Raw genomic sequence first — 13,496 nt, 5'->3', positions numbered from 1 at the left:
CATTGAATCCATCGCGGAGTTGGTTGATCCTGCGGCGGCGACGGGTTGATCTGCCTCTCAACCTTTTGGTTGATACGCGAGGGGTGCCGGTGGGAATAGGCTGGTGACATGTATGCCGTGGATGCCCCGCCAGTAACGAGTGCCGCGATCCTGCGTTTTTTGCGTGTCACCTTGCATGTTGGCTTCGCCGTGCTGCTCGCCGTGGGCATCGTCCGCCTCCTGATGGAACCCATTGGGCGGCCGGGCCGCTACCTCTTCTTGGTGTTGTCGCTGGTGCTGGCGGCGACGTATGTGGTGGGCACCGTGGCGGAAAAGCGTTTTTCAACGGGCTCCCTGCAGCGGAATCCCCGGCGCTGGGCCGTCCTGTGGCTCGCCCTGATCACCGTGATGTGGGCCGTGCTGATGTTTGGCTCGGTGGAGTTTTCCTGGCTCGTGTTCCCGCTCTTCTTCCTGCACCTGCACCTTTTGCCGCGCTGGGCTGGCATCACCATGGTTTTGCTCATGACGGCCGGCGTGGTGTTTGCGCAATGGTTGTCCAGCGGGTCAGACTTTCCGCCCCTGCCGGTTGTGGTGGGTCCGGTTTTTGGGATGGCGTTTTCGGTGGCCACTTCCAAGGCGTACCGGCTGCTGTACCAGGAGGGTGAAATCCAGCGCCAGGCCGCCGACGAGCTTCGCCGCACCCGTGCTGCACTTGCCGCCACACAGCACGAATCCGGTGTGCTGGCGGAACGTGCCCGGCTGGCGCGGGAAATCCACGACACCTTGGCGCAGGGGTTCTCCTCGATTATTTTGGTCTCCCGGGCGGCCCGACGCAGTTTGGCATCGGGAGATCTGGAATCCACCGGCGAGAGTCTTGCCATGGTGGAGGCCACCGCCGCCGAAAATCTGGCCGAGGCCCGCAATTTTGTGCGCGGCCTGACCTCCCCGGCGCTTGCCGAAACATCCCTCGTAGAGTCCCTGTCCCGGCTGTGCACCCAGACGCAGAGGGAGGCTGCCACCCGGGGCGGCTCGCTCAGGTGCAGTTTCCGGCTCGACGGTGAGCCCATAGACCTGCCGCAGCCGTACAAGGTGACCTTGCTGCGCGCCGCCCAGGCGAGTCTCGCCAATGTCTGGCTGCACGCAAAAGCCTCGTCCGCCGTCGTAAGTTTGGCATTTCTGGGCACCGAGGTGACCCTTGACGTATACGACGACGGACGCGGCTTTGAGCCCGAAAAGCTTGCTGACACGGTGGCCGGGCGGGCGGATGGGAGCGGTTTTGGGTTGCGTTCACTGCGTGAGAGGGTGGAGGCGCAAGGCGGGACGCTGGCCATTGAGTCGGCGCCGGGTGAGGGGACGGTGGTGGCCATCCGGCTGCCATTGGATGAAAGTTTGAGAGCTTTGCAGGGGGATCGCAATGGGTGAAATCCGTATTCTATTGGTCGATGACCATCCGGTGGTGCGCGCGGGTTTGCGGGCCATGCTCACCGAATTTGAGGGATTTGTTGTGGTTGCGGAGGCACCGGAGGGGGCTGCTGCCGTCAGGGAAGTGCAGCGGCTGCAGACCTTGGGTGAGCCGGTTGATGTGGTGCTCATGGACCTGCAGATGGGCGACGGGATGGACGGGGTCGCCGCCACGAAGGCACTGAAGGATTTGCCGGACGCGCCGCCGGTGCTGATCCTGACCACGTACGACACCGACGCGGACATCCTGGCTGCGGTTGAGGCCGGTGCCAGCGGCTATATGCTCAAGGATGCGCCGCCGGAACAGATCCGCAGCGCCGTGCAATCGGCCGCAGCCGGCCAGACGGCGTTGGCGCCCGAGGTGGCGGCGCGGCTCCTGGGACGGATTCGCAACCCTGCTCCGGTGCTGTCGGCACGCGAAGTGGAATTGGTGGAATTGCTGGCGACGGGGATGAGTAACAAGGCGATTGCCAAGCAGTTGTTCATTTCCGAGGCGACCGTGAAGACCCACCTGGTGCACATTTACGACAAGCTGGGCGTGGACAACAGGACTGCGGCAATTTCCGTGGCGGTATCACGACGAATTATCCGCGGCGCCGGATAGCGATGCGAATGTCACGCCGACTCCTTGGAGGGTGAATCTTTTTTGGGCTCAGCCGTCGCCAGAATCAGTGATTGCGCGTAGGCTCATCCTTACCGCGTGCGATGAGGCAGGAGGGCCATCGGGTGGGGGTTTCACGAGGTAATTCACGGCCGTATCAGGTGAGCATGGCAGTCATTTGCACATTCTTGGCGTCCAGTGGATTTGTTGCGGCCGGCTATGCCGACACCTCCTCAGCCGATGCGGCTGCCGCCTTAAGCCCGCAAAACTTCAGCCGCATTTCCAGCAGCTACGACGCGGCAGCTGCCATCAGTTTTGCCCCTGTCGCCGTCGGAGGTGTCGGCGAGAAAATATCCTTTGACAAGATGTTCCTCCAGGCGAGGAAACCCGCCGCACAACAAATCTTGGACCTGACCGACCCCAACGGCAACACCCCACATCTGGCCCGCGGCTTCACAGCCATGCGGGGGAACATTCCGGAAGTCTCCGTGGACGAGATTTCTCAGGTCCGCGCGGAAATATTGACGGCCGCCTATCAGGGCTTGGGCCACCCGTATGTGTGGGGCGGCACCAGTTTTTACAATGGCTGGGACTGTTCTGGATTTGTGCAGTGGGCTTATGCCCAGGCCGGCGTCGCGCTGCCACGCACCGAGCAGTGGGCGCCCATGATCGAAACCAACAGTCCCCAGCCCGGCGATATCGTGGTGCAAAACCCGGACGGCCCCAACCACTGGTCGCACATCGGCATTTACATTGGCAACGGCAAGATGATCAGTGCGCTGAACCCATCCGTGGGCACCATCATGCATGCCCCCTCAGACACCAGCAGCTCATCCACCTACTTCACCATTCCGGCCTTCGCCTCCGCTGATGAACAAGCCAAGGCTGACGCTGCCGCGAAGAAGGCGGACAAGGGGAAATCGAGCGCAAGTGCCACAGCGACGCCAACGAAGTCCGTGGCGGCGACGCCAACACCCACGAAGTCCGTGACCCCCACGGCTCCGGCAACGCCTGCACCCACCAAGCCGACGGAGCCTGGCACAACAAAACCTGCAACCCCAAAGCCGCCGGTCACTACGCCTCCAACGACCCTGCCGCCCACAACGGTGCCTACAACGCCGCCCACTCCGAAACCGACCGTGGCGACCCAGCCCGCAACCACCGCTCCGGCAACGACAGCACCTGACCCTACTACGCCTGCAACCACCACTGAAGCAGCCAAAACCAGTGCGCCAAGCGAAACGCCAACCCCCTCCAGCGCCCCGCCCGCCTCGAGTAGCCCGATTCTGAGGCCCTCGGATGTCGGTACCGCGGCGGAGTCACAGGCAGCTGACCCAACAGCTGCCCAAACCGCGGCTGCCCGATCCACAGGAACCGAACCCCCAACAGCGCCGTCTCCCTAACCTCACAGCTGGAACGTGGCCGGGCGCACCGCGGCACAGGGTGGGACGGTGCCCGACATGACGAACGATGCCGGTTACAGCCGTGGCGTTGACTTTTCGAAAAAAGAACAATGCCATCCGGGCCATGTCCTTTTCTCCCTACTTCACCATTGATCCGCATATGAGTACGGCTAACGAGTACTGAGGATGGATTTTAGGTCCGGCCCGGCTGGCGGCGGTTCTGCAGGAATTGCAGCACGGCCAGGACGCGTCGGTGGTCGGTGGGTGTTTGTTGCAGGCTCAATTTGGAAAAGATGGAGCTGATGTGTTTTTCCACGGCGCCGCCGCTGACCACGAGCGCCCTGGCAATGCCTGCATTCGTGAGCCCCTGGGCCATCAGCTCAAGGACCTCCGACTCGCGTGGGCTGAGTGCGTTCAAGGGATCGGCGGCGCTCCGGTTGCCGAGCAAAGCGCTGACGACCTCCGGGTCAATCACGGTGTTTCCCGTGGTGACGCGGCGGACGGCGTCGGTGAAATCCTCAAAGCGGGCAACCCGGTCCTTCAGTAGGTAGCCCAGCCCAGCGCCTGTTGCGGCGCCCGCCAGCAGTTCGCTCGCATAGCTCAACTCCACATATTGCGAGAGCACCATGATGGCTACCGACGGATGCTTCCTTCGGACGTCGAGGGCAGCCCTCAGGCCTTCGTCTCGGTGAGAGGGCGGCATCCGCACATCCGTGATGAGCAGGTCCGGGACATGCTCATCCACCGCTTTGAAAAGTTCGACGCCGTCACCCACCGCCGCGCACACCTCGGCACCGATCTCCTCGAGCAGGCGGACAAGGCCCTCACGGAGCAGCACGGAATCTTCAGCTAAAACAACACGCATGGTTCAACAGTAGTGCCCGGGGGCGGCGGGGTTCGGTGATGCCCGGCCACGCGGGACTCATTTAGGCAGCGTTCAATCACGCAGCGTCCAATCACGCAGTTTTCAGCCACGCAGTGGGATGCTGGCGCGCAGGGAAGTGGGTCCGCCGTCGGGGCTGATGATTTCCAGCGAGCCGTCCACGCCGGCGAGCCTGTCGACGAGGCCGGCCAGACCGTGGCCCTTGCCCACATGGGCGCCGCCACCGCCGTCGTCCATCACCTCGATGAGCAGCTCGGTGGGATGCGCAGCCACATTGATGGCGGCCTGGTTGGCTCCCGAATGCTTCGAGACGTTGGCCAGGGCTTCGGAGACAACAAAGTAGGCGGCATTCTCGGCACTCTCGGCAAGCCGGGCTCCGTGTTGGAGGTTGCCGGCGACAGTTGCGGGGACTGCCGACTTCCCGGCCAGCGACTCTACGGCCGCCCGCAGCCCCCTGTCGGTGAGCAGCGGCGGGGCGATGCCGCGGGACAGCTGGCGCAGCTCGGTTAGGGCCTCTCGACTTTGCTCCAGCGCGCCGTCCATGAGCTCGCGGGCGGCTTCCGGGTTACTGTCCATTTGCCGCTGAGCCGCGGCGACGTCCATCTGCAGCCGGATGAGGCGCTGCTGCGGGCCGTCGTGCAGATCGCGCTCGATCTTACGCAGCGTGCTGGCTTCCTCCGAAACCACCTGGGCACGGCTCGCAGCCAACTCCTCGCTGCGGGCACGCAGGGCGGCGGTTTCGTTGGTGAGGAGGGCTCGGGTGGTGGCGGCGTCGGCGGTGGCGAGGAGATGGGTGACGAACGGGAGGGCAAGGAGGAAGACGACTGCGATGACCACTTCCAGAAGAGTTTCGGCATCGCCGGCGCTCATGTTGAGCCGGCTGTCAATGCCCAAAATGGATGCTAGTTCAGTGCCGTCCTCGGGCAGATAGATGCGCCAAAACCATTTGGTTAGGCCGCCGACAATGGCAGCCAGCCAGGAAATGCTGAAACAAAAAGTAAAAGTGCGCAGCGGAAAAGCGACCAGGAAACCGTGGGTGAAATCCTTCCACAACTGCGGGTCGGCAAGATTTTTGAACATCCCGCCGACAGTGTTTTTGTGCGGCTCCCTGTAGTGCACTGGCGGGATTTCCCCTGCCCAGCGGCGTAGCGCAGCACGGTTGACGCTGGCAAACCAACGCGCCGTGGCCAGACAGGCCACCAGCACGGGCAGCCCCACCCAAATGACGAGAGTGGACACCCCCAGCGAGAACAAGGTGACAAGCGCCGTGAACGAGGCAAGGGAAACGAAGAAGCCGGGCAGGATGTACGCCAGGTCGGCGCCGATCTGGTGCCACGTCGCGGGGCGCAGGATAAACCACGACTTTTGCCGGGCGGGTGCTAGGGAGTTGGTCATGGTTCAATTCTTGCCGGGGCGGACTCTTGAAACCATCATGCCAGCCGGTGAATGGAAGGTGGGGTTATCCCCACCCTGCCCGGCCCACTGCCTGCCCAGCCCCCCCGCGGAGGTGGGGTTGCCGCACAGCCAAGTGCCGCCGTCGGACTTCCCACTTTCCAAGCCGCCCCACTGCTCGTGCCCCACAGCGGAGCCCTCACGGCGTGGGCCCACCCATTGCTTCCAGGTGCTGCCGGCACTGCAGGTCAGTCCTCGAGTTTCAGGGCCTTTCGCCATGATAGAGCGCCGCCAGTCGCCATGATGGCCCGGCGATAGATGCGTTCCCCCAACAGCACCATGGCCCAGGCCGCGGCAACTGCAATGGCCAACGATGCCAGGGGCTCCCACAGGCGAACGTCACTGCTCAGCAACCGGATGGGCATGGCCACCGAGGAAATGACTGGAATATATGAAGCGACGAGGAGAAAGCTGCCCTTGGCGTAGATCCCGATGAACAACACTGCAACAAGCACGCCGATGACGGGGCCAGTGGACTGCTGCAGGTCCTCGACCCGCGATGCCATCGCGCCGAGTGCAGCCCAGATGGCGGCCAGAAACAGGAAGCCCGCCAGGAAGAAGGCCAGGAACCATCCAGATGTTGCAATGAGCACGGTCAGGAAAGGGATCTCTGTGGGCACCAGGGTCAGCGCCAACAAGCCGACACCAACGAAAATGCACAGTTGGCCCATGGCAAGAATCAGGTTGCCCAGTATCTTTCCGGTCAGAAGCTGGCGGATGGGGATGGCGGTCGCCAGAATTTCCACGACACGGTTTTGTTTTTCCTCGACCACTGAGTTGGCGATCGGCATACCGAAGATCATCGCTGACATGTAGAAGAGGAAGGAAAAAATGAACGCCATGGCCTGAGCCATTGAATTGCGCTCCTGGCTGCCCTCGAGGAGCACCGAAGTGATGGTGGATCCCGCTGTCAGTGTTTCCACATCCACGCCGAGCTGCCCGGCATTGCGGGCCAGTGCCTCGCTGCCGGCCGCGTCGGCAAGGAGCTTCTCTACGGACCCCGGCACATCCTTGAGCCCGGTGAGGCTGTATCCACCGGGGCTGGGGACGAGAACCAGGTCAACGTCGCCCTCCCGTAGAGCCGCCAGGGCCTGTCCGCCGTTGCTGAAGGTGGCCGGTACCAGCTCTATGCTTTGGGACTGCTCCAGTGCCAGGTCATTTGCGGACGAGACCAGCGTCGCAGAGCTGCTTCCGCCAGCGAACCCGATGGTTGCGGTGGTGGTCTTGCCAGCCAAAAACCCGGAGATCACCACGGAGCCAACGATCAATGCCAACGTGACGAGCGTGGAGATGATAAAGGATTTGTCCCGGACTTTCACAGTGACTTCACGCATTGTCACGATCAGCCAAGGGGCTGTTGCCGTCGTGGTGGTTTCCGTGGCCGGGGGTGTGCCTTGCAAGGTGGTGCTCATTGGATGACCTCACGGTAGATGGTGGCCAGGGAGGGGCGCTGCGGGGCAAACTCAGTCACGTCGCCGCGCTCCAGGGCCCTGCGAAGGAGGCTTTGGGCACTGGCCTGGTCGGGGAACTCAACCAGGGCACGCGGACCCGCAACGTCAATGACACGCACATTTGGTTGCTCGCGCAGCCATCCTGCGTCCGGCGGTGTCACCACCACATGCCTGGAGCCGGCCCGGTTGCGGAGGTCCTCGGCGGAGCCGGAGGCGACAATCGTGCCATTGGCGAGCACCACCAGGTTGTCGCAGAGCTGGTCGATCAAATCCAGCTGATGGCTGGAGAACAGGATGGGCACACCGGCGGAGGCGCGCTCTGCGAGCAGGGATGTCATGGAATCCACCGCTAGCGGGTCGAGCCCGGAAAACGGTTCATCGAGAATCAATGCGATGGGGTGGTGCATGAGTGAAGCGGCCACCTGCACCCGTTGCTGATTGCCCAGCGAGAGCGACTCAAGCTTGTCCTTGGTCCGGTCCGCAATGCCGAACCGTTCAAGCAGTTCCAAGGCTTCCCTGCGGGAGTCGCTGCGGCTCATGCCGTGTAGTTGGCCCAAGTATTGCAGTTGGTCCAGGACGGGCTGTTTGGGATAGAGCCCGCGTTCTTCAGGCATGTACCCAAAGCGTGCCCGGTCCTGGCCGGTGATGGCAGTTCCGTTGAATACGACCGAACCGGAATGTGATTTGAGGACACCCATGATGATGCGCATCGTGGTGGTTTTTCCGGCGCCGTTGGCCCCGACAAAACCAGTCATGCCCTCGGCCGGAACCGAGAACGATACGTCGTCCAGGACGGTTCGGTCGCCAAATCGGCGGGTGAGGTTGTGTACTTCTAGCACCGGTCACGAATCCTTGGATTGCGGTTTGCCCCTTGCAGGGTTTGTCTTGTCTTCCAATATATTCGGCGGCGTGGGCAGCCGGATCGGCCGGAAGAATGAAGTTTCGCGGGATGACGGGCCGGGCGGTGTCAGCCCTCCTCCAAAGGGATGAGGCGGGCCCGGTAGGCGAAGACGACGGCCTGGACCCTGTCGCGCAGCCCCGCCTTGGAGAGGAGGTTGGACAGGTGTGTCTTGACCGTGGCCTCCGAGACGGAGAGTCTTGCGGCGATCTCCGCATTGGACAACCCGCCAGCCAGCTTTATAAGGACTTCAAGCTCACGGCCGGTGAGCGCATCAAGTGCCCGCTGTTCGCGTTCTCCGATCTGCAGGCGGGCCGCCGCAGCAACAGCGGCGGAGGGTGCGGCGGGTGACGGCGCAGTTCCCCGGCGGATGATGCGCAGGGTCACTTCCGGGGAGAGTAATGCCTGCCCGCCGGCGATTGCCTGGACTGCCTGCAGGAGAACCTCGGGTTCGGTGTTCTTCAACAGGAATCCGCTGGCGCCCGCATCGAGAGCGGCAAAGAGGTAGTCGTCGCGGTCGAAGGTAGTCAGGACGATGACCTTGGCCGTGCCTTCAGAAGTGATCTGGGCGGTGGCACTCACGCCGTCGAGCACTGGCATCTGGATGTCCATCAGCACAACGTCGGGATGCAACGCCCTTGCGGCGGCGACGGCCTCGGCACCGTTGGCGGCTGTCGCCACAACGTCCAACGAATCGTCGGTGCCCAGAATAAGTTCCAGTGAAGAACGGATCAGCGCCTGGTCATCGCAGATAAGAACTCGGATCCTGTTCATGGGCGTGCCTCCATAGCGCCGCTCGCGAGTGTGTTGGTCTCGCTTGTGGCAGGCAGCGTCACAGGGCTGAGACCTGGCATGGCCGGTGGGACCTGCAGGCGGGCACGGGTGCGCCAGCCTGCAGGTGAACGGGGGCCAATGTCCACTAAGCCTTGGTGCAGCTCGGCCCGCTCTAGGATCCCCCTGAGCCCGAATCCACTGCCGTGTGTTCCTTGGCGCGCAGTCCCGTTGTCCGTCACCTCCACTTCCACCCAGTCTCCATGTTCGCTGCGGCCGCTGCGGAGTGAGAGGACGGCGCTGCGGGCAGTGGAGTGTTGGCGGACGTTGGCCAAAGATTCCGCTGCAATTCGATAAAGCGCCAGACTCAGGCCTGCACCAAGAGAGTCGAGGAAACCTGGCTGGTGCTCCACCATAATCAATTCGATGGACACCCCTGTCTGCTTCGATTGCTCCAGCAGGGCTGGAATTTCGTGCAGGGATGGCTCAGGGGCTCGCCTTGAGTTTCCTTCGTCCGAGCCGGAGCCATGCCGGTCTTCGTGGCGCAGCACGCGCAAGAGTGATCGGGTTTCACCCACAGCCTGCCGGGCAGACCCTTCAATGCTTTGGAGCAGCTCCGCCGTCCGTCCGGGATCCCTCGGCTGGACCAGGCGTGCTGCTGCGGCCTGCACCCCGACCGCGGAAATATGGTGGGCCACCACATCGTGGAGTTCGCGGGCAATGCGCAGCCGCTCATCAATAACGGCCCGCCGGGCCAGCTCGTCTGACTGCTCCTGCAGCTGACGTGACTGGTCGACCACCAGCTCGTGCTGCCATGCGCTGCGCCACGACATGAGGCCCAGGAAAGTGGCGCCACCGAAGAAGAAGAGGTTCACCATAAAGCTGTAGCCGGCAAAGGCAAACACTGGATCAATGGCACCTGACGTTTCCATCGGCGCGGGCAGGTCCAGCTCTGTCCCATAGACGAAGGAGGCGTTGGTGATGGTAATGACCAGCCAGAGGAACATGGCAACGATGACGCCGCATAGCGACATTGCCAGGGCTCGTCTGTCCTTGGCCCACGTGACGGCAGAATACAGGCCCACAAAGTATGCGATCTGCGGGGCCAGCTGGACCGCGACCTGCGGAACCCAAATGCCGAATCCCATGAAGCAGGCGGACAGCACCAGCATGGACGTGATGGGGAACCGCCGCCGAAAGGCCAACGGTGCCGTCATGGCTGCAATGGCCAGATAGCTCATCAGGCGGTCTGGCGCACCTTCGGATGGGGCAAAGCTCAGAATCATTTCCATGCCAAGAATGGCGGCGGCCATGACAGCCAGGGTCACCCAGATGTCGCGGACAAGCAAGGCGGCCGGGGGCTGCGCCCGCTCCCACTCCGGCGGAGGGAAGGTGCCTGGCAGAAATCTTTCACGCAGGGCCTGTAGTTTCATTGAGCATTCCTTACCGTGCTGGATTGGGACACATCCAATGGAAACCTATCCCATCACCGGCGTGCGCATCAGACGCTGGGTCAACTGGATCCCGCCAAGATGGGAGAATTGCTGTGTGGGACATATTGACATTGCAAACATTGACTACTTTCTCTCCGACGGCCGACAGCTGCTGAACGGGGTGAACTTTCGTGTCTCCGACGGCACCAAGACGGCCCTGATTGGCCCCAACGGCACCGGCAAGACCACGCTGCTGCGCATCATCTGCCAGGACATCAAGGCGGATGAGGGCGCCGTGTCGCGCTCGGGCAGCATGGGTGTGATGCGCCAGTTTGTGGGCCAGGTGCGGGATGAAAGCACCGTGCGCGACCTGCTGCTTTCGGTGGCGGCCGCCAACATTGCCGCCGCCGGCAAGGCCGTGGATGCTGCCGAGCTGGCCATGGTGGAGCTCGACGACGAACCCAGCCAGATGGCGTACGCACAAGCCATCGCCGACTGGGGCGACATTGGCGGCTACGAGATGGAAACCGTTTGGGATGAAGTGACCATGGCCGCCATGGGCATGGACTTTTACACGGCCCAGCACCGCAAAGCGGCATCCCTGAGCGGCGGCGAGCAGAAGCGTCTGGTCTTGGAAGCGCTGTTCTCCGGCCCCGATGAGCTGTTGCTACTCGATGAGCCCGACAACTATCTCGACGTGCCCGGCAAGCGCTGGCTCGAGGCGAAGATGGCCGAATCAGATAAGTCGGTGCTGTTCGTCAGTCACGACCGTGAACTGCTGGCCAACGCCGCCGACAGGATTGTCACGCTGGAACCCGGCATCAACGGGGCTTCCAGCTGGACGCACGGTGGAGGATTTGAGTCGTATGTGAAGGCCCGCGAGGACCGCAACGCCCGGTTTGAAGAATTACGGAAGCGCTGGGACGAGGAGCACGTCAAGCTCAAAGAACTCGTCATCATGTACAAGACCAAAGCCGCGTTCCGTTCCGACATGGCGAACCGCTACCAGGCTGCCCAATCGCGTCTGGCCCAGTTTCTGGAGAAGGGCCCGCCGGAGGCTCTGCCCATCGAGCAAAACGTGAAGATGCGACTCAAGGGTGGCCGGACGGCCAAGCGCGCCGTCATTGCCACCAAACTGGAACTGACGGGACTGATGAAGCCGTTCAGCACCGAGGTGTGGTTTGGTGACCGTGTGGGTGTCTTGGGTTCCAACGGTTCGGGCAAGTCCCACTTCCTGCGCCTTCTCGCCGCCGGCGGAAGCGACCCGGACAAGGAACACGAGCCGGTCTCAGACGTCACGATTGCGCCCGTGCCGCATGAGGGATCGGTGAAACTTGGTGCACGGATCCGTCCGGGCTTCTTTGCACAAACGCACGCCAGGCCGGACCTTTTGACCCGGACGCTGCTGGACATCCTGCACCGTGGTGACGAGCACCGCTCGGGACTGGGCCGCGAAGCTGCCGCCGGGGCCCTGGACCGCTACGGCCTGGCATCCAGCTCCGAACAAAAATATGATTCCTTGTCCGGTGGACAGCAGGCCCGCTTCCAGATTCTGCTGCTTGAGCTTTCCGGCGCCACACTGTTGCTGCTCGACGAGCCCACGGATAACCTTGACCTGCACTCGGCCGAGGCGCTGGAAAAGGCCATCGACTCCTTTGAAGGAACAGTCCTGGCCGTCACACACGACCGCTGGTTCGCTCGCTCCTTCGACCGGTTCCTGGTGTTTGGCTCCGACGGCAAGGTCTACGAATCCGACGAGCCAGTCTGGGACGAAAAGCGCGTCGAGCGCGCCCGGTAGTGACCAACCGGCTGCCGCGGATGCAACCGTGCAAGCTCGGCCGGTGCCCTCGGATGGATGGACCCAGGCACCGACCAGCCGCGGTCAGACGTGGCGCACTGGGCGTGATCTCACCTCTCGGCGAAGTGGACTGGGCGTGATCTCACATCTCGAAGGTTTTCTTGGCCAGGCCGAAGCTGAGGGTCAAGCGATGTCTCGGTGTGGTGGCTGTCGCCAATGAGTAGTGTGCCGTCGGGGCGCCGGGTCAGCATGAGGTTTGCGTCGATGGCAAGCAGTTCGGGGCTGCTGTTTTCCAGCTCGGTCCGCAGCGCCGCGGCCGCCGACGTTTCAGCAAAGGCTGGGTAGCGCAGCATCGACGTGCCCGTGAGCACCGCACGGCTGATGGCCGCCGGCTCCACGGGCCGGACCAGTGCCATCGCCAGTGCGCAGCGGTTGACCTCGAACGGTTCGGCTACGTCGGGGTGCACATAGTCAAGGTCGTGGCCCACGCAAACAATGACCCGTGAGGCCGTCAGTGAACCGCGGGAGGTGTGCACGGTGACGGGACCGCCGGAGGGGGATTCGGCGTCGTGCGTGTTTGTGTGAAGGGCGGCATCGGTGCCCAAGTACGAGGTCCGCCACAAGTACGAGGCGCCGGGCTGTTTGGCCAGCGCACTGTGACGCAGCCACCCCTCTCGGGCGGCGGTTGCCAGCTCAAGCAATTCGCCAGACTGGGCGCTGACGCAGCAGTGCCCGAAGTTGCGGATGGAAGCGCCAACGGCCCAGGTGTCCCGGTCGATGATGCGCACGCTCAGGCCTCGGGAATCAGCTTCGGCGGCATGGGGCAGACCGGTGATGCCGGCCCCCGCGACAAGGACATCGGTGGGTTGGAGCCGTGTGCTTGATTCATTCATGGCTTCGACTGTGCCTCGCCGGGAATGGGCCGGGCAAACTGCGGCGGCATGCGTCGTGACAAGTTCTTGCGCGATTCATTTAGCGGCCCCATTGTTTACTTTTTGTGCAATCGGAAGCCCGAAATGTAGCGGATTATGGCGGCTTATCAGCGATGGACTCAATGGCCGTGCACGGACCTGTCCCGTATCCGCAGCACGTCCAGGGACTGAACACCATGATTGAACTAGCCGTCTTTGATCTGGCCGGAACCACAATTGATGACCACGGCATTGTCTACATTGCGCTCAGGGATGCCGTGGAGGAAACCGGTGCGCCGGTTGCTGCAGCAGACCTGCAGGAGTGGATGGGCGCGGACAAGGTCAGCGCCATTACCGCCCTCACGGAGCTTGGCGGCCAGCAGCCCGACGCTGACCGTGTTGCCGCGGCATTGGTGCGGTTCCGCGAAATTCTCGCCGAGCGGTAGGCGGCCACG

At 62.9% G+C, this 13,496-nt stretch carries 12 protein-coding genes; 5 read left to right on the top strand and 7 right to left on the bottom strand.

Annotated features, from left to right (window positions below):
* The first annotated feature begins 108 nt into the window (after positions 1-108).
* The 3 genes from art_RS12970 (at position 109) to art_RS22675 (ending at position 3,444) form a co-directional block, all read left to right on the top strand.
* Positions 109-1,401: a sensor histidine kinase gene (locus tag art_RS12970; protein WP_038465463.1), complete on the top strand. Its 1,293-nt coding sequence runs from the start codon at positions 109-111 to the stop codon at positions 1,399-1,401.
* Positions 1,394-2,044, top strand: coding sequence for a response regulator transcription factor (locus tag art_RS12965; RefSeq protein ID WP_038465461.1), 651 nt, complete (start codon positions 1,394-1,396; stop codon positions 2,042-2,044). Before art_RS12970 ends, art_RS12965 begins: the two co-directional genes overlap by 8 nt.
* Before the next feature lie 164 nt (positions 2,045-2,208).
* Positions 2,209-3,444: a C40 family peptidase gene (locus art_RS22675; protein WP_082000275.1), complete on the top strand. Its 1,236-nt coding sequence runs from the start codon at positions 2,209-2,211 to the stop codon at positions 3,442-3,444.
* A gap of 193 nt (positions 3,445-3,637) precedes the next feature.
* Here art_RS22675 and art_RS12955 read toward each other — a convergent pair whose 3' ends face one another.
* The 6 genes from art_RS12955 to art_RS12930 all read right to left on the bottom strand — a co-directional run bounded on the left by art_RS12955 (position 3,638) and on the right by art_RS12930 (position 10,332).
* Complete coding sequence (locus art_RS12955) at positions 3,638-4,309, bottom strand: response regulator (protein WP_038465459.1); 672 nt, start codon at positions 4,307-4,309, stop codon at positions 3,638-3,640.
* A 102-nt stretch (positions 4,310-4,411) separates the two neighbouring features.
* On the bottom strand, positions 4,412-5,722 hold the full coding sequence (locus art_RS12950; protein WP_052136442.1) for a sensor histidine kinase: 1,311 nt from the start codon (positions 5,720-5,722) through the stop codon (positions 4,412-4,414).
* A 245-nt stretch (positions 5,723-5,967) separates the two neighbouring features.
* On the bottom strand, positions 5,968-7,191 hold the full coding sequence (locus art_RS12945) for an ABC transporter permease (protein WP_038465457.1): 1,224 nt from the start codon (positions 7,189-7,191) through the stop codon (positions 5,968-5,970).
* The gene (locus art_RS12940; RefSeq protein ID WP_038465455.1) at positions 7,188-8,069 is read right to left on the bottom strand and encodes an ABC transporter ATP-binding protein; all 882 of its coding nucleotides are present in this window, start codon (positions 8,067-8,069) and stop codon (positions 7,188-7,190) included. The genes art_RS12945 and art_RS12940 overlap by 4 nt, the downstream gene beginning before the upstream one ends.
* 128 nt (positions 8,070-8,197) lie before the next feature.
* The gene (locus tag art_RS12935) at positions 8,198-8,902 is read right to left on the bottom strand and encodes a response regulator transcription factor (RefSeq protein ID WP_038465453.1); all 705 of its coding nucleotides are present in this window, start codon (positions 8,900-8,902) and stop codon (positions 8,198-8,200) included.
* On the bottom strand, positions 8,899-10,332 hold the full coding sequence (locus art_RS12930) for a sensor histidine kinase (protein WP_052136439.1): 1,434 nt from the start codon (positions 10,330-10,332) through the stop codon (positions 8,899-8,901). Before art_RS12930 ends, art_RS12935 begins: the two co-directional genes overlap by 4 nt.
* 115 nt (positions 10,333-10,447) lie before the next feature.
* Here art_RS12930 and art_RS12925 point away from each other — a divergent pair, with 115 nt between their 5' ends.
* A complete protein-coding gene (locus art_RS12925) occupies positions 10,448-12,130 on the top strand; it encodes an ABC-F family ATP-binding cassette domain-containing protein (protein WP_038470093.1) in 1,683 nt (560 codons plus the stop codon).
* A 110-nt stretch (positions 12,131-12,240) separates the two neighbouring features.
* Here art_RS12925 and art_RS12920 read toward each other — a convergent pair whose 3' ends face one another.
* Positions 12,241-13,023: an FAD-dependent oxidoreductase gene (locus art_RS12920; protein ID WP_052136436.1), complete on the bottom strand. Its 783-nt coding sequence runs from the start codon at positions 13,021-13,023 to the stop codon at positions 12,241-12,243.
* Positions 13,024-13,175: 152 nt separating this feature from the next.
* On the opposite strand from art_RS12920, the gene art_RS22985 reads away from it, so the two are divergent.
* Complete coding sequence (locus tag art_RS22985; RefSeq protein WP_253901352.1) at positions 13,176-13,487, top strand: hypothetical protein; 312 nt, start codon at positions 13,176-13,178, stop codon at positions 13,485-13,487.
* Positions 13,488-13,496 lie beyond the last annotated feature (9 nt).

Source organism: Arthrobacter sp. PAMC 25486 (genome assembly GCF_000785535.1).
GTDB lineage: Bacteria > Actinomycetota > Actinomycetes > Actinomycetales > Micrococcaceae > Specibacter.
This window is presented reverse-complemented; position numbering and strand designations above follow the sequence as displayed.